The sequence below is a fragment of the Luteimonas sp. 3794 genome (assembly GCF_031456825.1).
Classification (GTDB): Bacteria; Pseudomonadota; Gammaproteobacteria; order Xanthomonadales; family Xanthomonadaceae; genus Luteimonas.
Window position 1 is genome coordinate 119,716 of the sequence record NZ_JAVDVJ010000007.1, and the last position, 24,498, is coordinate 144,213.

Here is a 24,498-nt window from a genome sequence, read left to right on the forward strand (position 1 = left end):
CGTCAGTGGGTGCGAAGCGCTGCGAGCAGCCCCTCGACCGGTTGGAAACGGACATCCAGCTCGGCGATCAGCACGCCCTGCATGTCCCTGCGAAAACCATCGAGCCAGGCCGCGGATGGATCCGTGGCCGATGTATCTGCGGCGGCCCGCAGCCGCTCGAAATGCGTTTCGAGCAGTGCCGGCACCGCGCCGAGCAGCGCGTGCTCGCGCGGGCTCAGCGCGCCCTCCATCACCGCATCCACCTCTGCCAGCCGCGCCATGTCGGGCGAACGCTGTGCCAGCCGGTCGCGCAGATCGCCGCGCAACCGGCCCGTCGCGATCAGCATCGAGCGCTGCAGCGCCAAGTGACGCTGGCGGAACGGCGCGAAGTCGCTCGGGGCCTCCGGTGCGGCTGCGTCGTCGTGCGACGCCACGTCTGCCTGCGGTTGCGGGATCGCCAGCTCCGGCGCCTCGGCGATCGATGCCAGCAATGTCGCCCGCGCTTTCGCGCAGACGGCGTCGTCATCGCGATCAACCACTTGCGTGGCTTGTTCAGCCTCCGACGCCTTCGCGTCCAGCACCTTCGACAACACCACCGCCCGCGTCCAGTCGAGCCACTGGCTCAGACGCTCGGCCGGCGCCGTGCCGCCTTGCGGCAGGGTGTCGTCGGTCAGGCGGGCCAGCAGCCGGATGAAGGTCGGGCCGCGAAAGGCAGGGCGGGGCGGGGAATCCAAGGAGGGTGCGCGCAAAAGACGGCGATTTTACAGTGCTGGGCTTGCCGAGGTTGGGGAAGTCAGGTCACTGACTACACCCTAGTAGACGGCAGCCCTCTCCTTAGCCCTTCTGCGAAATTTGGTTCCCGAAGGGGTGCTCAGGACATGCAGGGCTGTCAACTGGCAGAATCAGAGCATGATTGTGTAAGGACAGTGCTATGGCGGGAATGCCAAGCGTGGAAGAGATCAGAAGGCTGCGGCGCGCTGTGGCAGCGCCCAAAGTTTGGGTCGCAGGTGTTGAGATGGGATGGGTATTGAATGGCGCCGGGCCCCCGCCCGGGCATAAGTTCAGAGCCCCGTTGGCGTACGCGGAAGATCCGGAGATCCAGAGCGCTGACCTCTTTGTCAGCGGGTACTACAAGGATTCCAATGTCCCGGGAGTTCCTCCCAAGTTTTCGATAAGCCTTTTCTGCTCTTCGAAGCGTGTCGTTGGCATCGATGATGGTGGTCCCAGTTGTCACTACAACGAGGTTGGTCGTGGACTTCCCTATTTCCAAGCTCGAGTGGGGCATCCCCAGTTGCATCTTATCGCCGACGATTCGATCTATGGGTATGCAGAGCCTCTCGAGCCGGGAACTCCCCTCGCGTTCTGGGAACTCTTCTTAGAACTCGCAAATATTGAAGGTGCTCCTAGCTTTTCGTTGCCGGAAGGGCAGATGGAGATGGATCTATGAATCATGATCTTGTCGCAAAAGCGCTGTGTGGTCGGTATGTAAAGCTCGCTGACGGCGCGGGTTATCTCGAAAGCAATCTGACGATGCCCGATGACGGCGCGTTAATTGGGGCTTATGTCCGTGATCTAGGAGATGGTCAGTTCCTTTTGACTGACGACGGCGATGTAACCTTTAGGGCCGCAGTCAGTGGCGCGGAGATCACTCGCAATCGTGCGAAGCGCTATGCAGCGATCGCTGCGGCGCACGGATTGGAGATGGCTCCCGACGGAACGATGCGCGCCCGATGTGACGCGGATCAGTTGGCATACATCCTGGCGAACTTCGTTCAGGCAGCACACGAAATCGCCGTGCTCGGCGTGAAGCATCGTCCTAAGGACACCACTAGATTTGAGCGGCTAGTGGGTGTCGCGCTGGAATCGAGCTATGTTGGTCGCATTCAACGCAAGCCTTTCATTACCGGTATCAGCGGGCATCAGCTGCAGTTTCCTTATGGTCTGGATATGGACACGGCTAGGCCTGTTCTGATTCAGCCCGTTGCAGGTGATGGTGATGGCCGAATTGCTTGGAAGAACGTTTATGAGGCAGGCGGAAAATTCGCTGATGTACGTGGGGCGCGCTCGGATGTTCGACTGGTTGCAGTGATGGAAGATGCGAAGGACGCCGCTCATGCGCGCCGCTATTTTGCAGATAAGGCGGACGTGATCGTCTACGACGGTGGTGATCTAGCCCTCGCTGCATGAGCTTTGAAGAATTGCTATTCAGAGCCGATGACGCCGCTTTCTCCGTCGTGTGCTCGACGATTGCGAGGCTCTCTTAGAGCGCCCGGTTGCTTCAAGGCATAAGTACCCGCGTATTCCAACGCATCGGCAACCAGATCCGCCGGAACACCGTTGCGCGCCAGCAGCTGGATCGCATTGCGCCGATCAGTACGTCCGGCGCGCAACCGATAGTCGAACCAGCCGTCGACATCCGGATCTTCCTGGAAGTAGTAGAGCTCGTACGGGCCGGTGACGTCGTCCTGCAGCTCGACGTCGTGTGTGGTCACCAGCACCTGCGCATTGCGACCGAGCCGTTCCAGGACCGCTCGGCCGGCGGCCAGTCGCTCAACGGTGTTGGTGCCGTTGAACAGTTCGTCGATCAGGAACAGACGGCAGGTGCCGCGGTCCGCGCGTTCGATGAAGGTCTGGATCGCGCTCATCTCAGCGAAATAGTGACTCTTGCCGGATTCGACCGAGTGTTCGCCACGGATCACCGCCATGACGCTCGTGTGAGGCAGCGTCGCCTTGCTGGCGAAGCAGAAGCCGAGCGTGCGGCCGAGGATGAGGTTGATGCCGACCAGTTTGATGAAGGTGGTCTTGCCGGCCATGTTGGAGCCGGTGATCAGGGCTGAGCGCCTGTCGAGCCGGATCGAATTCGGAACCGGTCGCTTCGTCAGCGGGTGCGTACCGTCGACGAGGTCGAGCAGCGATCCTTTCGAGATCACGGGCTCGCAATGCTGCGGCCGTTGTTCGAGGAACGAGGCGACCGCGATGGCGGCATCCGCCGCGCCCACGCTCTCGAAGGTCGCCGCGAGCTCCGTACGCACGCGAACGAAGCGCGTGGCGGTGCGGCCGTAGGCAGCGAGTTCGAGCAGACACAAGAGATTCAACCAGATGGCGATGCTCTGGACCCACGGCGAATACAGGACGGCGATCCAGCCGAGCGAACCGCGGACCTTGCGCCGCAGCGGCGCTTCGGCGCGCAGGCGGTCGAGTTGCGGCAAGTCGGATGCGCCGCTGCGAACCCGGGCCAGGCCGTCGGCGACACGCAGCAGCTGGCTGCAGCCCTTGAGCAGTTCGATGTCGCGGAACAGCGGCGCCGAGAGCCAGACGATCAACAGGAGATTGACGCTGACCGTGAGCAGCAGCGCCCAGATCGGCAGCGGCGTTGCGACCACGAGCACCAGAACTGCAACACAGACGAGGCTCCACCATGGCAACAGGCGGTGCAGTGGACCGACTTCGGGTGGCGCGCCGAAGATGAAGCGGGCCAGCTGCCAGTTCGATGCCGTGTCCAGAGCCGCCAGTGCGAGTTGCAGGCGTTCGCGCAACGCAGCGCCTGGCAGCTGGCGTAGTGCGCGGCGGCCTGCGACGGTTCGACGTAGCGCCGGAGCTGGCGATAGAGGTATTGGCTGCCGAGTGGACTCTCCGTCGTGTCCAGATCGACGAACAGACGCGGGAACTCGAGGTCGGTCCAGGTCTGGTCGTCCACGAAGTCGCCTGCCGATGCGTCCCGTGTCAGATCGAAGTAACGGCTGATGCCGCTGTGCACCTTGTCGCCTGGTTGCCCCCATTTTGCACGCAGGTTCGTCAGCACCTGGCGACGGGGGAACAGCGCGTCGAGCGATGCGCGACCGCCATCCTTGAGCAGTTCGAGGAACGTCATGCGTTTGACTGTATCGATTTCAGATGAAGGCGTACGTCGGCTGCCCCAATGGCGGACTGCAAATACCGATCACGTGTCGGGTAGCATCGTGGCGCCTTCGCGCGCCCCCCTCTCCGGAACCCTACGATGATCCGTCTGTTGCTGTCGTGTCTGTTGTTGCTGTGCACCGCGCCCCTGTTGGCGCAGGAACGCATTCTGTCCTACGACAGCGATCTGCAGCTCAACGCCGATGGCAGTCTTGAAGTGACCGAGCGTATCCGCGTGCGCGGTGAGGGGAACCGGGTGCGCCGCGGCATCTATCGCGATTTCCCCACGCGCTATACGGACCGCCACGGCAACCGCATCGCGGTCGCATTCGAAATGCTCGGCCTGCAGCGCGACGGCAGGCCCGAGCCGTTCTTCATCGAGAACCGCGCGAATGGCGTGCGCATCAACACCGGCAACGACAATTTCCTGCCGTTGCCGGGTGAGTTCACCTACACGCTGCGCTATCGCACGACACGCCAGGTCGGTTTCTTCGAGACGCATGACGAGCTGTACTGGAATGCGATCGGCACCGGCTGGGACTTCGCGATCGACACCGGCACTACGACGCTGCGGTTGCCGCAGGACGTGCCCGCCGCCGATCTGTTGCCCGAATGCTGGACCGGCGTGCAGGGCTCGCGGGCGCAGGCCTGCACCGCAGAGATCACCGGGCCCGGCGAGGCACGCTGGACGTTGACCGCGCCGCTCGGTCCGGCCGAGGGCCTGACGACCGTGCTGGCCTTTCCGAAAGGTCTGCTGCCCGAGCCGTCCAGGCAGCAGCGCGTGCTGTGGCTGCTCAGCGACAACCGCGCGCCGCTGATCGCGCTGACCGGGCTGATCCTCATGCTGCTCTACGGCGTGACGCGCTGGCACAAGGTCGGACGCGACCCGAAGCCCGGTCCGATCGTCGTGACCTACGACCCGCCCGACGATCTGTCGCCCGCGACGCTGCGCTACATCCGCAGGAACCACGTCGACGCACGCGCGTTCTCGGCGGATGTGCTGGCGCTGGCGGTCGCCGGCCACGTCACCATCCATCGCGAAGGGACGTCGCGGGACGAGGTCTGGCGCGTCGTGCGCGCGTCCGGTGGTGGCGCGGTCACTGACGCGCAACAGGCGCTGCTGGCCGACCTGTTCAAGGCCGGCGACACGCTGGAATTGGACAAGACGAAGGCGCGCCAGATGCAGAGGATCCAGTCGGCGCACCAGCGCCGCATCGAACAGGCGATGGCCGTGCGTTTCCCCCGGGGGCTGGCAAGGTTCAACGGCGGCAGCGTCGGCGTCATGGCGCTGATCGGCGTCGTTTTCGCGGGTGTCGCGGTGCTGTTCGGCGTCTTCACCAGCACCGGCCTGGTGCTGCCGTTGCTGGTGCCGGTTCTTGTCGCGATGCTCGTGACGTTCTTCGCGTTCGCCTTCCTGATCTCGGCCATCTGGCCGGAAACCCGTGCGATGTGGGACCGCATCGAAGGCTTCCGCCGCTATCTGACCGTTGCGGAACAGCAGGATCTGCAACGCCTGCAGGGCCCGGGCGAGGGCGAGGGCGAGCCTGCGCTTGATGCCGAGCGATTCGAGTTCCTGCTGCCCTACGCGGTGGCGCTGGACGTGGAGGACGCGTGGACGACGAAGTTCACCACAGCCGTCGGCAGCGCCGCTGCCGTTGCAGCGACCTCGTCGATCGCCTGGTATCACGCCACCGGCGGCGGCAGCGCGGGCATCGGCGATGTCGCTGGTTTCAGCACCGCCATCGGCAGCAGCTTCGCCTCGCATATCGCGTCGTCATCGACGCCGCCAGGCAGCTCGTCGGGCAGTTCGTTCGGCGGCGGCGGCGGGGGCTCCTCGGGTGGCGGTGGCGGTGGTGGAGGCGGCGGCGGGCGCTGACGGGCGACTGGTGTCGCAACCCCAGACCTGTTGCGGACAGGTCGGGCGCGGCCAGCGCGGATCACGCACGCGTCAGCGCGTGCCGGCCCCAATGCGCAGCCGGCTGCGGTCGGCCGAAATGGTAGCCCTGGCCATACAGGCAGCCCATGCGTTGCAGGTGCGTGGACTGGGCCTCGGTTTCGATGCCCTCGGCCAGCACATCCAGGCCAAGCGAATGCGACAGCGCGAGGATCGCGCCGATGATCACCGAGCTGCGTTGGGCCGCGTCGCTGCCCAGTGGATCGATGAAGGAGCGGTCGATCTTGATCATCTTCAGTGGAAACCGGTGCACATAGCTCAACGAGGAATAGCCGGTGCCGAAGTCGTCGAGTGCGGCCTCGACGCCCGCAACGCGCAGGCGCTCGAGAATCCGCGCCACCGCGTCCGGCTCGCCGAGCAGAGTGCCTTCGGTGACCTCGATGTGCAGCCGTGACGGCTCGAAGCCGGACGCCTCCACCATCGTCAGCAGACGCGTATCGAAATCCTCGTTCTGGAAGTGGCGCGGCGAGATGTTGAGCGTGATGAACTCGTCGCCGCGTACGAAGCCGACCGCCGCCGCGCAGGCCAGGCGGTACATCTGCCAATCGATGGCTTCGATCAGCCCGCTCTCCTCGGCGACACCCAGGAACTCGCCGGGCGTCAGCACGCCGCGGGTCGGGTGACGCCAGCGGATCAGGGCCTCGTAGCCGACGATCTGCCCATCCTCCAGGCGCACCAGCGGCTGGAAGAACGGCTCGAACTCGTTGCGGATCAGCGCCGCGCGCAGCTCGTGTTCGAGTTCGAGTACATCCATCGCCGCGCGCTGCAGGGTTTCGTCGAACATGACGTATCGCGCGCGGCCCGCACGCTTGGCCCGGTACAGCGCGACGTCCGCGTCATGCAGCAACGCGTCGATGTGCTGATAGCGCGCATCGGCGATGGCGATGCCGATGCTGGTCGACCCCTGCAACAGGCGGCCGGCGATCTGCATCGGTTCCACGAACAGGTCCAGAACGCGCTGCGCCACCTTGCAGGCGGCCCGAGGCCCGGACGTGTCTTCCAGCAGGATTGCGAATTCGTCGCCCGACAGGCGCGCCACGAGATCCGGCGCACGCACGCATGTCGCCAGGCGTCGCGCGACCTCCCGCAGGACATCGTCGCCGGCCAGGTGGCCCAGACTGTCGTTGAACAGCTTGAAGCGGTCGACATCCAGGTACAGCAGCGACACGCGGCGTGTCGGATTGCGCTGCAGCTGGGCCAGCGCGGATTCCAGTCGTTCGCGCAGGTAGAGTCGGTTCGGCAGGCCGGTCAACGGGTCATGCATGACCTGGTGCTTGAGCTGGGCCTCGACATGTTCGCGCACGGCGATCTGTTCGCTCAGTTCGCGCGTGCGGGCCTCCACGCGTGCCTCGAGCTCGGCATTGAGGGTTCGCAGCCTCTCGGCGGCGCGTCGCCGTTGCAGCGAGTTGGCGATCTGCGAGCTGACGAAGTTCAGCAGCTCGGCGTCGCCGGTGTCGTAGATCACATCGGACCGGTAGCTCTGCACCGCCACCAGACCGATGATTTCGTCGTCGACGTAGAGCGGCGCGCCGAGCCACGACACCGACTCCGCACCCGTCGAGCCGGCGCGTTCGAGTTCGCCGGACGCCACCAGCGCCTCGACATCGCGCGCGTCCGCCAGCAGCGGCTTGCCGTGGCGGATGATGTACTCGGACAGACCTCGCCCCAGCCGGCGCGGCTTGCGGCCGGCGTCCTTGTCGTCGACCGAGTAGGGAAAATGCAGGTGGGTGCGCGTGTCGTCGAGCAGCGCGATGTAGAAGTTGTCGGTATTGATCAGTTCGCCGACGGTCTGGTGCACCTGCTGATAGAAGCGGAAGCTGTCGTCATCATCGGACATCGCCAACGCCGCGATGCGATAGAGCGCCGCCTGCAGATGCTCGGCGCGCAGGCGTTCGCTGACCTGCTGCTGCAGGTCCGCGTTGGCCAGGGCGAGCTGGTGCGTGCGTTCGGCGACGTGGCGCTCAAGCGTCTCCTGGGATTGCTTGCGCTCGACCGCGTTGAGCACGTGCTCGGCGACGAACGCCAGCACCGCGCTGTCCGAAGCGCTGTAGGGCGCCACATCGTCGCGGTAGCTCTGCACCACCAGCGCACCGACCGCGAGGCCATCGCGCAGCATCGGCACGCCCAGCCAGTCGAGCGAGGGCGCTCCCAGCGCCTGCAGTGGCCCTGAGACCTGCTCGCGTAGGCGTTCCAGCGGCCCCCACAGCGGAATGCAATCGTGAAGTACATACCAGGTGAGCCCGCGTTCGAGCCTCGCGATGGGCATATCTTCGGTCGGCGAATACTTTTCGTCGTTGTACGCATCGGCAAAATAGATGAAGCGGACCGACTGCCGGGTGTGGTCGAGCAGTGCGATGTAGAAGTTCTCGGCATACATCAGCCCACCGATGATTCCGTGCAGGCCGCGCAGCAGGGTGGGCATGTCCCGATTGGAGCCGGCCATGTCGGCGATCGCGAACAGCGCGTGCTGCAGCTTCTCCGCATGGGCGAGCCGGGCGACAGCGCCGCGCAACCGCTGGGCGGTCAGCAGCTCCGCCATGCGCTGTGCGATGACATCGAGCCGGGCGGTGTCCAGTGCCTCGAGCCCATCGCTGAGCAATACCGCCGCACTGTCGCCGTCGTGGCACAGCACACGTGTGCCGGCGGGTGCCTGTCCGCCGCCGCGTCGTGCGTCGACTGCCCGCGTCGCCAGCTCGACAGCTGGAGCGCGTTCGCCATTCACTGCCCAGCACTGCGGGTCGTGCGGCCACTGGGACCAGGCGACCATCGCCACCGGTTGCGGCGTCATCGCCTGCAGTAGGCGCAACACCGGCTCGGGACTGTTTGCATCCAGCAGCGCGCGCTCGAATGCCGGCAAGCTGCCGGCAGGGGGCGGTCCAATCGGAGAGCGCTTGGAGGAGTCCTGGATCACTTCGTCAGTCGGTGGCGGCGGAGGCCATCGGGACGCGCCGGGTGCGGCGTCAGTACCGACACACCCAAGGGCCTGTCATGCGTCATCGGCCGATGGCCGGGACACTTGAGTGTTCGTGGTGTTCGGCGAACATCAACTCGGGCTCGCAGTCAACGCAGGTCCCGCCGATGCACCCACCGATACAGCACCGGCAAGACCAGCAGCGTCAGCAGCGTCGACGAGACGATTCCACCGATGACCACCGTGGCCAGCGGTCGCTGCACCTCGGCGCCGGCACCGACGTTGAATGCCATCGGCACGAAACCGAGCGACGCGACCAGTGCGGTCATCAGCACCGGACGCAGGCGTCCCAATGCGCCATCGACGATCGCGGTCTGCAGGTCGAGGCCGTCCTCGCGCAGCTTGCGGATGAAGGTCAGCATCACCAGACCGTTGAGCACGGCGACGCCCGACAGCGCGATGAAGCCGACGCCGGCCGAGATCGACAACGGAATGCCGCGCGCCGCCAACGCCAGTACGCCGCCTGTCAGCGCCAGCGGCACGCCGCTGAAGACCACCAGCGCGTCGCGCAGCGAGCCGAAGGCCATGAACAGCAGGGCGAGGATCACCGCCAGCGTCAGCGGCACGACCAGCGACAGACGCCGGCTGGCCGAGGCCAGTTGTTCGAACGTGCCGCCGTAGTCGATCCAGTATCCGGTCGGCAGCGTCACCGATTCGGCCACAGCGGTCTGCAGCTCACCGACGAAGCCTCCCAGATCGCGCCCGCGCACGTTGGCGGTGACGACGATGCGGCGTTTGCCGCTCTCGCGATTGATCTGGTTCGGTGCGAGTTGCGTGCCGATCGTCGCCACCTCGCGCAGCGGCACGGTGCGTGGCGTGCCGCTGGCCCAGGTGCCGCTGCGGTCGGACTCGTCGGCGCTGTCGCCGGCCGTGCCCGCGAGCGGAATCGGCAGGTCGGCGAGCGCTGCAGGATCGCCGCGCAGCGATTCGGGCAGACGCACCACGATGTCGAATCGCCGGTCGCCATCGAACAGTTGGCCGGCCGTTTCGCCGCCGATCGCCGCCGCGACCACACGTTGCACGTCGCCCGGATTGAGCCCGTAGCGCGCCATCGCGCGCGGGTCGGGCGCGATCTCGAGCAGCGGCAGACCGTCGACGGCTTCGATGCGCACGTCGGCGGCGCCGCCGATGCCCTGCAGCACACGTTCGACCTCGGTCGCCACGGCTTGAAGGGTTTCGAGATCGTCGCCCTGGATCTTCACCGCCACGTCGCTGCGCACGCCGGAGATCAGTTCGTTGAAACGCATCTGGATCGGCTGGGTGAACTCGTAGTTGTTGCCGGGCATGGTCTCGGCGATCGCTTCGAGTTCGCCGACCAGCGCGGTGCGCGGCTTGCGCGGATCGGGCCAGTCGGCGCGTGGCGCGAGGATCAGGAAGGTATCGGCGACCGATGGCGGCATCGGATCGCTGGCGACCTCGGCGGTGCCGATCTTCGAGAACACGCGTGCGACTTCCGGAACCTGCTGCAGGCGACGTTCCAGCGCGAGCTGCATGGCGACCGACTGTTCGATGCCGGTGCCGGGCACGCGCATCGCGTGCATCGCAATATCGCCCTCATCCAGGCTGGGGATGAACTCGCTGCCCATCCGTGTCGCCAGCCAGCCGCAGGCCAGCACCAGCACCAGCGCGCCGCCGACCAGCCAGCGCCCGTGCCGCAGCGCCCAGTCGAGCGTCGGCGCATAGCCGCGACGTGCCGCGCGCATCACCCGGTTGTCGTGTTCGGCCACGCGGCCGCGCAACAGCAAGGCGATTGTCGCCGGTACGAAGGTCAGTGACAGGAGCATCGCGCCGGTCAACGCCAGCACCACGGTGATCGCCATCGGATGGAACATCTTGCCTTCCACGCCTTCGAGCGCGAACACCGGCAGATACACCGCCGCGATGATGCCCAGGCCGAACAGGCTGGGCCGGATCACCTCGGCGCTGGCCGAGGCCGCGACGGCGTGGCGTTCGCGCGTATCGAGCAGGCGGCCGAGTCGCTGCTGCGCTTCGCCGAAACGGCGCAGGCAGTTCTCGACGATGATCACCGCGCCGTCGACGATCAGGCCGAAGTCCAGCGCGCCCATGCTCATCAGGTTGCCGGACACGCCACCCTGTCGCATGCCGATCACGGTGAACAGCATCGTCAATGGAATCACCAGCGCCGTGAGCAACGCGGCGCGCACGTTGCCGAGCAGCAGGAACAGGACCACGATCACCAGCAGCGCGCCTTCGATCAGGTTTTTGGCGACGGTGCGGATGGTGCGGTCGACCAGCGCGGTGCGGTCGTAGACCGCAACCGCGCGCACGCCATCGGGCAGGCTCGCATTCGTCGCCTCCAGGCGCTGCGCGGCGGCCTGCGCCACGGTGCGGCTGTTCTCGCCGTACAGCATCAGCACCGTGCCGAGCACGACTTCTGCGCCGTTCTGCGTGGCCGCGCCGGTGCGCAGCTCCCGGCCCTCGCCGACGCTCGCGACATCGTGCACGTGTATCGGCACGCCATCGCGCCGCGCCATCACGATGTTGCCGATCGCTTCTATATCGGCGACCTGGCCCGGTACGCGCACCAGCAACTGCTGGCCGTTGCGCTCGATGTAGCCGGCACCGACGTTGCGGTTGTTGTTGGCGACCGCAGTGACGACATCCTCGAACGTGAAGTCGAGCGCGACCAGCAACGCCGGATCCGGCGTGATGTGCACCTGCCGCGCGAAGCCGCCGATGGTGTCGACCTCGGTCACGCCGCGCACATTGCGCATCTGCGGCCGCACCACCCAGTCCTGCAGCGTGCGCAGATCGGTCGCGGTGTACGGCGTGCCATCCGGCTTGCGTGCGTCGGGTGCGGCCTCGACGGTGTACATGAAAATCTCGCCGAGCCCGGTCGCGACCGGGCCGAGCATCGGGTCGACATCGTCCGGCAGCTGCCCCTGCACCTGCTGCACGCGCTCGGCGACCTGCTGGCGCGCGAAATACAGATCGGTGCCGTCTTCGAACACAACCGTGACCTGCGACAAACCGTACGCCGACAGCGAACGCGTGTAGTCGAGCCGCGGCAATCCCGCGAGCGCGGTTTCGATCGGGAAGGTGACGCGCTGTTCCGTCTCCAGCGGCGAATAGCCGGGCGCCGACGTGTTGACCTGCACCTGCACGTTGGTGATGTCGGGTGTCGCATCGATCGGGAGTTTGGTGAAACTCCAGCCGCCGACGGCGACGAGCAACAGCGTGGCGGCCAGGACCAGCCAGCGGTGGCGGATGGCGGCGTGGATGACGGACTCAAGCATGGGGGGCTCCGATGCTTGGGGGCGTCACGCCTGCAGTGAGCGCTAGTGCGGCTCGTAGCAGCTGCACAGAAAATTTCGAGTCCCCTTTGCGTCGACAGTTTCCCTCACCGTCATTCCCGCGAAAGCGGGAATCCATCTTGATCCTGGAGAAATGTTCGACGGAACTGCAAGCGCGAGCGACAAGCGAAAATGGATTCCCGCCCTCGCGGGAATGACGGGGATTAGTCGCCGCGAAATCTGTCAGGCGCGCGCGCGATGCGCTGATCTCAGCATCAATGCGCATGACCCGCCCCCGCCTTCTCCAGATCCGCCTTGATCGTGTAGCTCTGCTCGATCACCACGTCCTCACCTACCGTCACGCCATCGACGATCTCCACCCGCCGCGCATCGCGCCGCCCGAGCGTCACCACACGCTTCTCGTAGCGATCGCCCTCGCGCACGAACACCACGTCGCGGCCGTCCATCTGTTGCAGGGCCGTCAGCGGCACGACGAGATCCGCCGCTTGCGTCGACACGGTGACCATCGCGCGCACGGCCGAGCCCGGACGCCATTGGCCGTCGGCGTTGTCGAGCGTGGCGCGGGCGATGGTGCTCTGGCTGGCGGTCGCGGTGCCCGGCAGCACGCGGTCGATACGCGTGTCCGCCGTGGCACCGTCGCCGAGGCGGCTGATCGTCACCGGCGAACCGGCGGCGAGATGTTCGGCATCGCGGCCGAACACGTGCAGGTCCACCCACAGCACCGACAGGTCGGCGATCTCGTACAGCACCGCGCCTTCGCCGGCGCTCTGGCCGACGGAGGCGTTGCGCGCGAGCACGGTGCCCGCGATCGGCGCAGTGACGGTGTAGCTGGACAGGCTGAGGTTGCTGTCGATCGTCGCCAGCACCTGGCCGGCGCGCACGCGGTCGCCGACCTCGGCATGCAGGCGGCGGATCGGTCCGGGGAAGCGTGCGGTCACGCGGGCGTTGCCGCTTTCCAGCGTGGTCAGCAGGCCCTGCACTTCGTGCTGGTCGGCGATGGTGCCGGCCGCGGCAGGCGCCACGCGAATGCCGACGTCGTTGGCGATGTCGGCCGCGATGGTCGTGGCGTCGTCGGCGTGGTCATCGTCCGCATCGCCCTCGTCCGCATGTGTGTCATCGGCGTGTTCGTCTGCGGATGTGCCGGTGGCATCGGCGACCGGCGCGGGCGAGGGCGCGCTGCATGCGGAAAGCAGCAACGCGAGTGCAATCGATGAGGCTGTGGTCGCGAACATCCTCATCGGGCGTCTCCTTCAAAGGGTGCGGGCGTCGCGTTGGCGACGATGAGGGACTGGCCGGTCAGGCGCTGCAGTTCGATCAGGGCGATCTGCGCGGCTTCGGCGGCGTCGAGTTGCTGGCGCAGTGCGTCACTGCGCGCGTCCTGCAGTTGCGACCATTCGAGATACGACACGGCGCCCGCGCGCCAGGCGCGCTTGGTGGCGCTGGCGGCACGGGTCAGACGCGGCAGGACATCGCGCGCCAGCAGCGAGACGGCCGACTGCGCGACGCGATACCGACCATGTGCTTCGGCCAGCGTGGCCTGAAGCGCACGATCACCGGTGTCGCGTTCGATCGAGACCAGGGCCAGTTCCGCCGCCGCCGCACGAATGCCGGGCTGCGCGCGCGTGCGCCTGCCGAGCGGCACGACGATGCCGCCGACCAGCGAGGTGTCGCCGTTCTCGCGCTGATGGCGAATGCCGGCCTGCCATCCGATGTCGGGCGTCGCGTCGCTGCGCGCGAGTTGCAGCCGCGCTTCGGCGATGCGTTCACGATCGTTGAACTGCAGCAGCTCGGGCGACCGCGCGAGCAGGGCGCGCAGGGTGCTGAAGTCGGCGATGTCGGGCAGTGCCAGCGGGTCGCCTTCGACGATGTCGAAGGCACCGTCCGGATCGCCCCACAGCATCGACAGGCTGCGACGCGCGGTCTCGATCTCCAGTCGCGCGTTGGCGGCCTGCAGTTCGGCCTGCGCCTGCGCCGCCTGCGCGGTCAGTACGACCGCTTCGGGCGATGCGCCTGCCGCGAAGCGCTGACGCGCGGATGCAACGAAGCGCGTGCGCTGCGCGACATCGGCCTGGGCGATCGCCAGGCGACGCGTCGCGATGACGATGGCCAGATGGCGGCGCGCGGTTTCGGCCAGCAGATCGACACGCGCGGTTTCGCGTTGCAGGGCGAGCGCATCGATGCGGGTCTGCGCGAGCGCGCGTCGTGCATCGGGTTTGCCGCCGCGTTCGAACACGCCGGCCAGCGTCAGCGTGGTGTCGAGTGCGCGCATGGGCGCGTCGAGGGCGAGATTCTCGACCTCGATGCCGGCCTCCAGCGGCGGTCGCAGCGCTGCAACCTCGCGTTCGGCATCGAACACCGCGCGCTGGCCTTCGAACAGGCGCAGATCGGGATGGGCCTGCGCGACACGCGCGAACGCGTCATCGAGGGTCAACGCCTGCGCGCTTGCGCGCACGGGCACGGGCGCCGACTGCGCGGCCACAAGGCACGGCGCAGCGGCGAGGGCGGCCAGGGCCGCCAGTCGCAAGAACATGGGAACGCTCCAGTTTCGGGATGACGAAAAGCCGGCCTCAGGCCGGCGCGGGCGTCATGCGGAAATCGGCGGTCGCAGCAGGGAATCGGTTTCGCGCGCGGGCGCAGCCTCGAACGCGGGCAATGCGGGATGCGACATCGCCAGCGGTGCGATCAGCGGTGCGACCGGGGGAGGGGCTGGGGTATGCGCGCCACAGGTGGCGCAGTGCGCGACCGCATGCAGCAGATCGCCGCCGTTGTCGTGGGCCTCTGCGGCGTGGTCGTGCTGCTCGGCGGTCTCGCCGTGCGCGGCTTCGTAGCTGTTGCCCATCGCCACCAGCACCGGCGCCGCCATCAGGCCCAGTACCAGCAGCGCCATCAGCAGACGGCGCGGCCAGGGCAGCAGAGTGGGGGTGCGATGCATCGGCGCAGCCTATGCGGTGCGTGCCGCGTTACACAATTCCAGCGGCCGCGTGCGACGCGATGGATGTCCTGGATCGGCGCAGTGCGCGATCAACTGAGACGCCGACGCGACCCGAGTGGTTTCAAACAGGCCGCTTGCGGTAGTCGCTGCGCGCCACCGTGGTGTGCAGCGCGTTATGGGCGCTGCGCGCGCAGCCGTTCCAGCACGCCGTCGAGGGCTTCGAGGTTGCCGTAATGGATCACCAGCCGGCCCTTGTTGCCGCGACCGTTGGCGATCGACACGCGCGTGCCCAGGGTCTCCGACAGCTCGTTCTCCAGCGAGACGATGTCGGCCTGCGGGCGTGCCTTGTTGCGCGCAGCGGTGCGGGTATCGCCGCCCGGCACGCGGCCGGCGGCGAACTGCTGCGCGCGGTGTTCGACTTCGCGTACCGACCAGCCGTGCTCGACCGCGTCGCTGGCGAGCTTGCTGGCGAGTTCCGGCGACAGCGTCAGCAGGGCGCGGGCATGGCCCATTTCCAGCTGCTTGGATTCAACCAGAATGCGGATCGCCGGCGGCAGTTCCAGCAGACGCAGCAGGTTGGACACCGCGGCGCGCGAACGGCCCACGGCCTCGGCGGCCTGGGCGTGGGTGAGGTCGAATTCGTCGATCAGCCGCTGCAGCGCCTGCGCTTCTTCCAGCGGGTTGAGGTCTTCGCGCTGGATGTTCTCGATCAGCGCCATCGCGACGACCGTGCGGTCCTCGACATTGCGCACGACCGCCGGCACTTCGGTGAGGCCAGCCTGCTTGGACGCGCGCCAGCGGCGTTCGCCGGCGATGATCTCGAAGGTGCGGTCGGCCCGCTCGCGCACGACCAGCGGCTGGATCACGCCCTGCGCCTTGATCGACTCGGCCAGCTCGGTGAGCTTGTCGGCGTCCCAGTGCTTGCGTGGCTGGTACTTGCCGGCGCTCAGCGCATCGATCGGCAGCACGCGCAGCGTGTCCTGTTCGGTCGCCTCCAGGCTCGGCGCCTCGGCTGCGGCCTTGGGGCCGAGCAGGGCTTCGAGGCCGCGGCCCAGACCGCGCTTCTTGGCGGGCGTCTTCGCAGCGGTCATGCCGGGGTTTCCATGGCGGTGGGGTCCTGGGTGCGTTTGGCGTCGCGCTCGCGCTGGCGGCGGATGACCTCACCTGCGAGCCCGAGATAGGCGATCGCGCCGCGCGAGCCCTTGTCGTACCCGACGATGCTCTGGCCGTGGCTGGGCGCTTCGGCCACGCGCACGTTGCGCGGCACGATGGTGCGGAACACCTTGTCGCCGAAATGATTGGTCAGCTCGCCCGACACGGCATTGGCGAGGTTGTTGCGTACGTCGAACATCGTGCGCAGCACACCCTCGACCTCGAGCTTCGGATTGAGGTTCTGCTTGATCGCATCGATCGTCTGCAGCAGCGCGGTCAGGCCTTCGAGCGCGTAGTACTCGCACTGCATCGGCACGAGCACCGAGTCGGCGGCGGTCAGCGCGTTGAGCGTCAGCAGCGACAGCGCCGGCGGACAGTCGATCAGGATGTAGTCGTACCGCGGACGCAGCGGTTCGAGCGCGCGCTTGAGGCGCTGCTCGCGATCCTCGGCGCCCATCAGTTCGAGTTCGGCGGCGGTGAGATCGGTGTTGCCGGGAATCAGGTCGACCTCTTCCTCGGTCTGCACGATCGCATCGCCCGCTTCCACTTCGCCCAGCAGCACGTCGCAGGTCGAGACCGGCACCGCACCCTTGTCGATGCCGCAGCCCATGGTCGCGTTGCCCTGCGAATCGAGGTCGACCAGCAGCACACGCAATGGCGTGCGCGCGAGCGCCGCGGCCAGGTTCACGGCCGTCGTCGTCTTTCCGACGCCGCCCTTCTGGTTGGCGATGGCGATGATGCGGGCCATGGGCTCCGTGCGAGGTTCAGGAAGGGAGCCGGCCACCGCGGGCGGCGGCCGGACCGGGGATTATGCCCCCCAAGCGTCGCTTGGGGACACCGGTCCGGTCGTGCATCGCCGACCCAGTTGCAGCTGAACCGGTGATGCGCGGCCGGATGTCGGCAATGTCCCGCCCTCGCAGCGGGACAAACGCTCAGGCGCGTGTGACGACCACCAGATGCCGCTCGGCGTCGAGGCCGGGCACCTTGAGCGGCGTCACCGCGTCGAGCCGCCAGCCGGCGGGCAGCGCGGCGATCTCGTCGACCGGATTCACGCCCTTCATCGCCAGCAGGCGCCCGCCGTCAGTCTTCGGCAGGTGACCACCGACGGCCAGGATGTCGGCCAGCGTGGCCAGCGCACGCGCGGTGATCGCGTCGAACGCCCCGGACCTGTCGACGGCTTCGATGCGCGATTCGGCGACGTCCGCATTGGTCAGTTTCAGCTGGCGCACGGCCTCGCGCAGGAAGCGCGCCTTCTTGCCGTTCGACTCGACCAGGGTGACGTGCAGGCTAGGCAGGGCGATCGCCAATGGAATGCCAGGCAAGCCTGGACCGGTGCCCAGATCGGCAAGCGTCGCCAGGCCTTCGACGTGCGGCACCATCGCCAGCGAATCGAGCAGGTGCCGCACCACCATCTCGCGCGGATCGCGCACGGCGGTGAGGTTGTAGGTCTTGTTCCAGCGCAGCAGCAGCGCGAGATAGGCGAGCAGCGGATCGGCCAGCGTCGGCGCGAGGCCCAGCGTGCGCAGTCCGGCTTCGAGCTCGGCGCGCAGTGCGGTGTCGTCGGAGAGTTCCATGTGGCGCATTGTAGAAGCTGGTGCGGCGCGTGGTCCGTGGATCGAGAGGGATGACCGGCGCCGCTTTCTCGCATGCGCCTGATCAGCTCCGGTTTTCCAGTGGGTTTGAACGTCTAAATTGCGGGGCGCCTTGCCCTTCCCCCTATGGGGGAAGGTGCCCGGAGGGCGGATGAGGGTGCTTTTAGGGTGTTCCCCGTAAAGCTTCGGCCCTCACCCGACGCGCTGCGCGCGCCGACCTCTCCCAATGGGAGAGGTGCAGGATTCCATGGCAGGCCGGGAGGCAGTGCTGATCGCCGATCAACCCGCGAATCAGCAACCCGAACGCCCGCTCAATCCACCCGCCGCCAGGCCACCGTCGCCAGATACCCCGGCAATGGCGCGAACGCATGCAGATGCCAGTCCCCCGGCGTTCCCAGCGCCGGATCGCAGGCGACCAGCGCCCAGCCATCTTCGCGCGCGGCGAACTCCAGTCGATCGAGCCCGAACGAGAGGCCATGTCCATGCGCCTTGAGCACGGCTTCCTTGGCGCACCACAGCTGCACGAAGGCGGCTTCGGCATCTTCGGGCGTTCGCTTCGCAAGCGCGGTGGCCTCGCTCGCAGCGAAGAAGCGCTGCGCCAGCGCCATCGCCTGTGGCCTGGGGCGCATCCATTCGATGTCCACGCCCACGGCCACGCCGTCGCCCAGGGCGACCAGCAGCGCATCGCCGCTGTGGCTCCAGTTGCTGTCGAGCCCGGAATCGCCGGGCACCTGCAATTGCGGACGGCCGCGGGCATCACGCGCGAGGACGATCTCGGTGTCGGGGCGGCCGAGTGTCCCGGCCAGCCAGGGGCGCACCAGTGCTTCGGCGGACTGGCCGCGGCGGTAGTCCCGCCACGCGACGCGCACGGCCCCGGCGGCCAGGCTCATGGTTTTGCTGAACATCCCTCGCTGAACATCCGCACTTTGGCATCCCGCAGGCTGTCCAGCGTAAGCTAAAACAGCTGTTCCGCGGGCCGGACACGGCATACGGAACATCTTTTTGGAGTGGCAGCACGATGTCGGCAGTGGGTGTGGAACAGGGCGCGATGCGCATCGAAGGCTCGCATGGCGCAAGCGAGAGCCGACCGCTGGTCGAGGGCAATCCGTCGCGCGTGATCGCGTTCGACGGCAATGGCGTGGTGACGCTCGCGACATTCCTCGCCCATGTGCATGGCGTCGCTGCGCTGCTGCCGGAGGCGCCGTTCGCGTTGAATCTGTGCGAAGACCGCTACCGCTTTCTCGTCGCGTTCTGCGCGGTCGCGTTGCGCGGCCAGACCACCCTGCTGCCGCCGGCGCGGACGCGCGGCGCGATCGACGACGTGCGTGCGCGTCATGCGCACAGCTATTGCATCGGTGATCGCGACGACTGCGGCTGCGATGCCGGGCATGCGGTGACGCATGCACCCGCACCGCCGCATTACGTGCGCCTGCCGGACCTGCTGCCCACGCGCGATGGGGGCGTGCCCGATGTCGCGCTCGATGCGTTGGTGGCGATCGGTTTCACCTCCGGCAGCACCGGCGTCCCTGGCGCCAATCCCAAGACCTGGGCGACATTCCACACCGGCACGCTGCAGAACCTCGCCGCGCTCGTCGACCTGCATGGCGAAGCCACGCTGCCGGTCGTCGCCACCGTGCCGCCGCAGCACATGTACGGCATGGAACTGTCGGTACTGCTGCCATTGCTGGGCAATGTCGCCGTGCACGGCGCGCGACCGTTCTTTCCCGAAGACATCGCCGCGGCCCTGCGCGATGCACCGCGCCCGCCGCTGTTGGTGACCACGCCGGTGCATCTGCGCTCGCTGGTCGAATCCGGCGTCAGCCTGCCGCCGCTGGCCGCGATCGTCACTGCGACTGCGCCGCTGCCGCAGGCCCTTGCCGCCGCCGCCGAAGCGCGTTTCGAATGTGAGGTGCGCGAACTGTTCGGCTCCACCGAGACCTGCATCTTCGCCCGTCGCCGCACCGCGCACGAACAGGGCTGGACCCCCTTCGACGGCGTGCGCCTGCAGCCCGTGCCCGACGGCACCCTTGTACATGCGCCGCACCTGCCCGAGCCGCGCCTGCTGGCCGACATCGTCGAACTCGACGCGGCCGGCCGCTTCGAATTGCGGGGCCGCCAGGCCGACATGATCGAGATCGCCGGCAAACGCGCGTCGCTCGCCGATCTCAGCCGCCGCCTGCTCGCCATTGAAGGCGTGCGCGATGGCGTGGTGCTGCAGTCGCAGCTCGCCGACGCCTATGGTGTACGCCGGATCGAAGCGGTGGTCGTTGCGGACGACGCGCTCACCGACGCCGCGCTGCTGGATGCGCTGCGCCAGAGCCTGGATCCTGTGTTCCTGCCGCGGCGGTTGCGGCGGGTGGTGTCCTTGCCGCGGAACGAGACCGGGAAACTGCCGCGCGCCGCGCTCGACGCGCTGCTGGGGTCCGCGCCGGACTGAACCGGTACGCCGCGATCACGCACGCCTGCGATGATCCGGGCCGCAGTCATACCAAGAGGAATCGAAATGGAGCCGTCATCGCTCGGGCAGTGGGTCGTGTATCTGGTCGTCGGCGGCATCGCCGGCTGGCTCGCCAGCCTGCTGATGCGCACCGCGCACCGGCAGGGCATCCTGCTCAACATCGTGGTGGGGATCGTCGGCGGCTTCATCGGCGGATGGCTGCTGCCGATGATCGGGCTCAGCGTGGGCGGCGGTTGGCTCGGCTTTCTCGTGACCGCCTTCATCGGCGCGGTGATCCTGCTGGCGATCGTCAACCTGTTCCGGCGCTGACTGGCGCCTTTGTGGGCGGGCGCTCGCGCGCGATCCTGGGCGCTGAGGGATGTCAGCGAATTCTGGGTGACACGCGATCGCGGCCGAGGCCGCTCCTACAGAAGCGATCTGCGCTGCCTCGTCCGGACGTGGCGGCGCGCCCTTGTAGGAGCGCGCTTGCGCGCGATCCTCCGCGCTGCGGGATGTCGGTGAATTCCGGGTGTTTCGCGATCGCGGCCAAGGCCGCTCCTACATGACGGGCGGTACGCCGTCGCGCCTCAGTCGCGCTGCAGCTGCACCCAGGCCGGTGCGTGGTCGCTGGGGCGCTCCCAGGTCCGCGGTTCGCGGTCGATGCCCGAGGCGACGGCGTGCTCGCGCAGCGCATCGGACACCAGCGTCAGGTCGATGCGCAGACCGAGATCGCGGCGGAACCCGGCCTGGCGGTAATCCCACCAGCTGAAGACACCACCCTCATCGGTGTGCAGGCGGAACGCGTCGTGCAGGCCCAGATCCAGCAACCGTTGCAGCGCGAGGCGCTCGGCGGCCGAGGTCAGAATGTGGCCGTCGTTCCAGACCGCCGGGTCGTGCACGTCGCGGTCGTCGGGGGCGATGTTGAAGTCGCCGAGCACCACGAGTTCGGCATGCGCGTCGCGTTCGCGCGCGATCCAGGCGTGCACCGCTTCGAGCCAGCGCAGCTTGTAGGCGTACTTGTCGGTGCCCACGTCTTGGCCGTTGACCACGTAGAGATTGATCACGCGCACGCCGTCGATGGTCGCGGCGATCACGCGCTTCTGTTCGTCTTCGAAGCCGGGAATGCCGATCTGCACGTCGTCGAGCGCGCGATCACGGGCGAGCAACGCGACGCCGTTGTAGGTCTTCTGCCCGGCGAACACGCTGCGGTAGCCGAGCGCGGCCAGCGCGGTGTCGGGAAAGCGCGCGTCCTCGAGCTTGGTTTCCTGGATGCCGACCACGTCGGGTTGCGCATCGCGCAGCCACTGTTCGAGATGCGGCAGGCGCACGTTGAGCGAGTTGACGTTCCAGCTGGCGATCTTCATCGGCGCGGTTCGCGTTCCGGTGTGGCCGGCGATTGTACGCGGGCCGTTCACGACGTCACCGGCATCGGCACCCCGCGTGCACGGGCGGTGCGCGACGCTGTCGACCCCGGCGAGCCGAGCGATCTCCGATGCGATTCCCGACGATTCCCCTGGCAGCCACGCTGCTGGCACTGGCGATGCCCGCTGCAGCGAGCCCGGCCAGCGAGACCGGCGCGCTGCTGGTGCGCAACGGCCACGTGCTGACGATGGATCCCGAGGTCGGCGATCTGCCGCGCGCGGATGTGCTGGTGCGCGATGGTCGCATCGTCGCGGTCGGCCCGGATCTCGAACCGGGCGATGCGCGCGTGATCGATGCCGAAGGCGCCTACGTGCTGCCCGGCTTCGTCGACACCCATTCGCATTTGTATACGACCACGATGCGCGGTCAGTTCCGCAACGCCGACGGCGCCTATTTCGACACGGCCGAATCGCTGGCGCCGTCGATGACGCCCCACGATGTGCGCATCGCGATGCACATCGGCGCGCTGGAACTGCTCGACGGCGGCATCACCACGACCGGCGACTTCTTCGACAACGTGCGCTCGCCGGCGCACGGCGAGGCCGGCCTGCAGGCGCTGGACGCGGCCGGCATCCGCGCAGTGCTGTATTACGGCGGGCCGGACAAGAGCACGCGGCATCCCATCGACGTCGCCCATCTGTCGGAACTCGCGGCCGCGCGCGGCGAGGATGCACGTGTGCGGATGGGTCTGGCCTGGCGATTGCCGCGCGATCGCGCCGACGCGGACAACTGGGCGATGCGCATGCACGAGCGCGCCACCGCGCAGTCACTGGGTCTGCCGATCCAGGTGCACGTCAGCGTCGAACCCGGGCCGATCTTCGATGCGCTGATCGCGCGCGACCTGCTCGCACCGGACCTCAGCCTGGTCCATGCGACCGATGCGACACCGACGCAGTTGCGGGCGCTGGAGGCGGCGGGCGGCGCGCTGTCGCTGACGCCGATCAGCGAGCACCGCGTCGGCTACGGCCCGACCCGGATCGATCACTTCGCCGCCGTGCGCCGGCAGGGGCTCGGCATTGATGGCAATGCACTGGCCGGCCGCGGCGACATGTTCGCGACGATGCGCCTCGCGGCGCTGACCTGGAGTGGCGAGGCGCGCGACGAAACTGTCGTCGACCCGCGCGCGCTGCTCGAGCTGGCGACATGCCGCGGTGCCGACGCGCTGGGCCTGGGCGCGATCACCGGCACGTTGGTGCCCGGCAAGCGCGCCGACCTGCAGGTGATCGCAGCCGATTCGCTGCAGATGGCCGGGTTCGGCGGCGGCGACCCCGCGGCGCTGCTGGTCTATTCGGCGTCGCCGTCGGACGTGCGCACGGTCATCGTCGACGGCGTGCTGGTGAAGACGGAGGGCGCACTGCGCGATGTCGACCTGCCGCAACTGCGCGAGGCCGCGCAGCAATCCGCACGCGACCTGCTGCAGCGTGCGTCGCCGCGCTGAGCGCGTGGCTCACCGTACCAGGCGGTCGATGAGCGTCGCGATCCGCGCATAGGGCGGGCGCAGCCAGTCGCTCACCGCGAAGCGAGACTGCCACAGCACCGGCAGCGCCTTGGTCATTGCATCGAAGCCCGCGCGCCCGTGATACGCGCCCATGCCGCTGGGACCGACGCCGCCGAACGGCAGGCGATTCGCGGCGAAGTGCAGCAGGGTGTCGTTGACGGTTACGCCGCCGGCGACGGCGCGGGCGAGGATGACTTCCGCCTGGGCGCGGTCGCCGAAGGGATACAGCGCCAGAGGCCGGTCGCGTGCTTCGACGAAGGCGATGGCCTCGTCGAGCGTGCGGTAGGACAGCACCGGCAGGATCGGCCCGAAGATCTCCTCGCCCATCACCTCGGCGTCGTCGCCGGGTTCGACGATCAGCGTCGGCGCGAGTGCGCGCGTGCCTTCGACCTCGAGCAGCGGCAGCACGGTCAGGCCGCGTGCACGCGCATCGTCGATCAGGCCGGTCAGTCGCGCGTGCTGCGCGTCGCTGACGATGTGCGTGTAGTCCGCCGCCCGCGCACCGGCATCGGCATAGCGGCCCTGCACTTCGAAACGCAGCGCCTCGAGCAGCGCATCACGGCGCGCGGCATCGACGAGCACGTAGTCCGGCGCGATGCAGGTCTGGCCGGCATTGAACAGCTTGCCGGTGACCAGACGCGACGCGGCCTTGTCGAGCGGATAGCCGGGGCAGACGATCGCCGGTGACTTGCCGCCGAGTTCGAGTGTCAGCGGGGTGAGGTTGGGCGCCGCCGCGGCCATGACCTTGCGGCCTACGGCGGTCGAGCCGGTGAACACCAGATGGTCGAACGGCAGACCCGCGAACGCAGCGCCGATGTCGGCATCGCCCAGTGCGACGGCGACGCGGTCAGGCGGAAACACTTCGGCCAGCAGCGAACGCAGGAACGCGCTGCTGCGCGGCGTATGTTCGGACGGCTTGAGATAGACGTGATTACCGGCGGCGATCGCGGTCGCCAGCGGAATCAACGCCAGATTCACCGGGTAGTTCCATGGCGCGATCACGCCGACCACGCCCAGCGGCACCGGCCGTACTTCGGCGCGCGCCGGCCACAGCTTCCAGCCGGCGCCGACCCGGCGCGGGCGCATCCAGCCGCGCAGATGGCCGCGCAGCGCATCGATCTCCGACAGCACGGTCATGCCGTCGGCGATCAGCGATTCGGCGCGCGCGCGGTGACCGAAATCGGCCGAGATCGCATCGGCCATCTCGTCGAGACGACGCGCAAATGCAGCGCGCAGACGGGCGAGATCGTCGCGGCGCTGCGCGGCATCGGGGCGATGGCTGCGCCAGACCGCGCGCAGCGCATCGAGCGTCGGTTGCAGGTCGGCGAGGGGCGTCGAAGCGGGCAAGGCGGCATCCATCGCCGCAGTGTAGCCGCGGGTGCCGCGGCA

The 24,498-nt window shown here is 67.8% G+C and carries 18 protein-coding genes; 5 read left to right on the forward strand and 13 right to left on the reverse strand.

All coding sequences use genetic code 11. The features are described 5' to 3' along the window. Nucleotides 1-2: 2 nt before the first annotated feature. Nucleotides 3-728: a DUF3348 domain-containing protein gene (locus J2X52_RS11565; protein WP_310153254.1), complete on the reverse strand. Its 726-nt coding sequence runs from the start codon at nt 726-728 to the stop codon at nt 3-5. 694 nt (nt 729-1,422) lie between these two features. On the opposite strand from J2X52_RS11565, the gene J2X52_RS11570 reads away from it, so the two are divergent. Next, nucleotides 1,423-2,166 carry a DUF1828 domain-containing protein gene (locus J2X52_RS11570; RefSeq protein WP_310153257.1) on the forward strand — a complete coding sequence of 248 codons (744 nt, stop codon included), beginning with the start codon at nt 1,423-1,425 and terminating at the stop codon, nt 2,164-2,166. Between the two features lie 14 nt (nt 2,167-2,180). Here the strand turns inward: J2X52_RS11570 and J2X52_RS11575 are convergent, their stop codons facing one another. Further along, nucleotides 2,181-3,515: a hypothetical protein gene (locus J2X52_RS11575; RefSeq protein ID WP_310153260.1), complete on the reverse strand. Its 1,335-nt coding sequence runs from the start codon at nt 3,513-3,515 to the stop codon at nt 2,181-2,183. Nucleotides 3,516-3,976: 461 nt separating this feature from the next. Here J2X52_RS11575 and J2X52_RS11580 point away from each other — a divergent pair, with 461 nt between their 5' ends. Next, nucleotides 3,977-5,752: a DUF2207 domain-containing protein gene (locus tag J2X52_RS11580; protein ID WP_310153262.1), complete on the forward strand. Its 1,776-nt coding sequence runs from the start codon at nt 3,977-3,979 to the stop codon at nt 5,750-5,752. 61 nt (nt 5,753-5,813) lie between these two features. Here the strand turns inward: J2X52_RS11580 and J2X52_RS11585 are convergent, their stop codons facing one another. The 9 genes from J2X52_RS11585 to J2X52_RS11625 form a co-directional block, all read right to left on the reverse strand. Then, entirely contained in the window at nt 5,814-8,687 is a 2,874-nt protein-coding gene (locus J2X52_RS11585) for an EAL domain-containing protein (protein WP_310153266.1), read from the reverse strand. A 203-nt stretch (nt 8,688-8,890) separates the two neighbouring features. Then, the gene (locus J2X52_RS11590; protein WP_310153269.1) at nt 8,891-12,058 is read right to left on the reverse strand and encodes a CusA/CzcA family heavy metal efflux RND transporter; all 3,168 of its coding nucleotides are present in this window, start codon (nt 12,056-12,058) and stop codon (nt 8,891-8,893) included. 272 nt (nt 12,059-12,330) lie between these two features. Further along, nucleotides 12,331-13,314, reverse strand: coding sequence for an efflux RND transporter periplasmic adaptor subunit (locus tag J2X52_RS11595; RefSeq protein ID WP_310153272.1), 984 nt, complete (start codon nt 13,312-13,314; stop codon nt 12,331-12,333). Further along, on the reverse strand, nt 13,311-14,606 hold the full coding sequence (locus tag J2X52_RS11600; protein WP_310153275.1) for a TolC family protein: 1,296 nt from the start codon (nt 14,604-14,606) through the stop codon (nt 13,311-13,313). Before J2X52_RS11600 ends, J2X52_RS11595 begins: the two co-directional genes overlap by 4 nt. 54 nt (nt 14,607-14,660) lie before the next feature. After that, nucleotides 14,661-15,008, reverse strand: a complete 348-nt coding sequence (locus J2X52_RS11605; RefSeq protein WP_310153277.1) for a hypothetical protein — start codon at nt 15,006-15,008, stop codon at nt 14,661-14,663. 173 nt (nt 15,009-15,181) lie between these two features. Further along, nucleotides 15,182-16,099 (reverse strand): ParB/RepB/Spo0J family partition protein, encoded by a 918-nt coding sequence (locus J2X52_RS11610; protein ID WP_310153280.1) that lies wholly within the window; start codon nt 16,097-16,099, stop codon nt 15,182-15,184. Next, complete coding sequence (locus tag J2X52_RS11615) at nt 16,096-16,908, reverse strand: AAA family ATPase (protein WP_310153283.1); 813 nt, start codon at nt 16,906-16,908, stop codon at nt 16,096-16,098. The genes J2X52_RS11610 and J2X52_RS11615 overlap by 4 nt, the downstream gene beginning before the upstream one ends. Before the next feature lie 184 nt (nt 16,909-17,092). After that, nucleotides 17,093-17,734, reverse strand: coding sequence for a 16S rRNA (guanine(527)-N(7))-methyltransferase RsmG (rsmG, locus tag J2X52_RS11620; RefSeq protein WP_310153286.1), 642 nt, complete (start codon nt 17,732-17,734; stop codon nt 17,093-17,095). Nucleotides 17,735-18,063: 329 nt separating this feature from the next. Then, complete coding sequence (locus J2X52_RS11625) at nt 18,064-18,657, reverse strand: 4'-phosphopantetheinyl transferase superfamily protein (protein WP_310153289.1); 594 nt, start codon at nt 18,655-18,657, stop codon at nt 18,064-18,066. A 143-nt stretch (nt 18,658-18,800) separates the two neighbouring features. On the opposite strand from J2X52_RS11625, the gene J2X52_RS11630 reads away from it, so the two are divergent. Continuing rightward, complete coding sequence (locus J2X52_RS11630; protein WP_310153351.1) at nt 18,801-20,189, forward strand: AMP-binding protein; 1,389 nt, start codon at nt 18,801-18,803, stop codon at nt 20,187-20,189. Between the two features lie 66 nt (nt 20,190-20,255). Continuing rightward, a complete protein-coding gene (locus tag J2X52_RS11635) occupies nt 20,256-20,519 on the forward strand; it encodes a GlsB/YeaQ/YmgE family stress response membrane protein (protein WP_310153292.1) in 264 nt (87 codons plus the stop codon). A 257-nt stretch (nt 20,520-20,776) separates the two neighbouring features. Here J2X52_RS11635 and xth read toward each other — a convergent pair whose 3' ends face one another. Further along, complete coding sequence (gene xth / locus J2X52_RS11640; RefSeq protein ID WP_310153294.1) at nt 20,777-21,553, reverse strand: exodeoxyribonuclease III; 777 nt, start codon at nt 21,551-21,553, stop codon at nt 20,777-20,779. Nucleotides 21,554-21,681: 128 nt separating this feature from the next. Between xth and J2X52_RS11645 the strand changes: the two genes are divergently transcribed. Further along, nucleotides 21,682-23,049: an amidohydrolase family protein gene (locus J2X52_RS11645; protein ID WP_310153297.1), complete on the forward strand. Its 1,368-nt coding sequence runs from the start codon at nt 21,682-21,684 to the stop codon at nt 23,047-23,049. 9 nt (nt 23,050-23,058) lie between these two features. Here the strand turns inward: J2X52_RS11645 and J2X52_RS11650 are convergent, their stop codons facing one another. After that, nucleotides 23,059-24,468, reverse strand: a complete 1,410-nt coding sequence (locus tag J2X52_RS11650; RefSeq protein ID WP_310153300.1) for a coniferyl aldehyde dehydrogenase — start codon at nt 24,466-24,468, stop codon at nt 23,059-23,061. Nucleotides 24,469-24,498: the final 30 nt, after the last annotated feature.

Excerpts from the sequence above, each read along its gene's own strand:
- J2X52_RS11595 (WP_310153272.1), bottom strand. The coding sequence starts at position 13,314 with ATGAGGATGTTCGCGACCACAGCCTCATCGATTGCACTCGCGTTGCTG.
- xth (WP_310153294.1), bottom strand. The coding sequence starts at position 21,553 with ATGAAGATCGCCAGCTGGAACGTCAACTCGCTCAACGTGCGCCTGCCG.
- J2X52_RS11580 (WP_310153262.1), top strand. The coding sequence starts at position 3,977 with ATGATCCGTCTGTTGCTGTCGTGTCTGTTGTTGCTGTGCACCGCGCCC.
- J2X52_RS11605 (WP_310153277.1), bottom strand. The coding sequence starts at position 15,008 with ATGCATCGCACCCCCACTCTGCTGCCCTGGCCGCGCCGTCTGCTGATG.
- J2X52_RS11645 (WP_310153297.1), top strand. The coding sequence starts at position 21,682 with ATGCGATTCCCGACGATTCCCCTGGCAGCCACGCTGCTGGCACTGGCG.
- J2X52_RS11625 (WP_310153289.1), bottom strand. The coding sequence starts at position 18,657 with ATGTTCAGCAAAACCATGAGCCTGGCCGCCGGGGCCGTGCGCGTCGCG.
- J2X52_RS11650 (WP_310153300.1), bottom strand. The coding sequence starts at position 24,468 with ATGGATGCCGCCTTGCCCGCTTCGACGCCCCTCGCCGACCTGCAACCG.
- J2X52_RS11570 (WP_310153257.1), top strand. The coding sequence starts at position 1,423 with ATGAATCATGATCTTGTCGCAAAAGCGCTGTGTGGTCGGTATGTAAAG.
- J2X52_RS11630 (WP_310153351.1), top strand. The coding sequence starts at position 18,801 with ATGCGCATCGAAGGCTCGCATGGCGCAAGCGAGAGCCGACCGCTGGTC.
- rsmG (WP_310153286.1), bottom strand. The coding sequence starts at position 17,734 with ATGGAACTCTCCGACGACACCGCACTGCGCGCCGAGCTCGAAGCCGGA.
- J2X52_RS11590 (WP_310153269.1), bottom strand. The coding sequence starts at position 12,058 with ATGCTTGAGTCCGTCATCCACGCCGCCATCCGCCACCGCTGGCTGGTC.
- J2X52_RS11600 (WP_310153275.1), bottom strand. The coding sequence starts at position 14,606 with ATGTTCTTGCGACTGGCGGCCCTGGCCGCCCTCGCCGCTGCGCCGTGC.
- J2X52_RS11635 (WP_310153292.1), top strand. The coding sequence starts at position 20,256 with ATGGAGCCGTCATCGCTCGGGCAGTGGGTCGTGTATCTGGTCGTCGGC.
- J2X52_RS11615 (WP_310153283.1), bottom strand. The coding sequence starts at position 16,908 with ATGGCCCGCATCATCGCCATCGCCAACCAGAAGGGCGGCGTCGGAAAG.
- J2X52_RS11610 (WP_310153280.1), bottom strand. The coding sequence starts at position 16,099 with ATGACCGCTGCGAAGACGCCCGCCAAGAAGCGCGGTCTGGGCCGCGGC.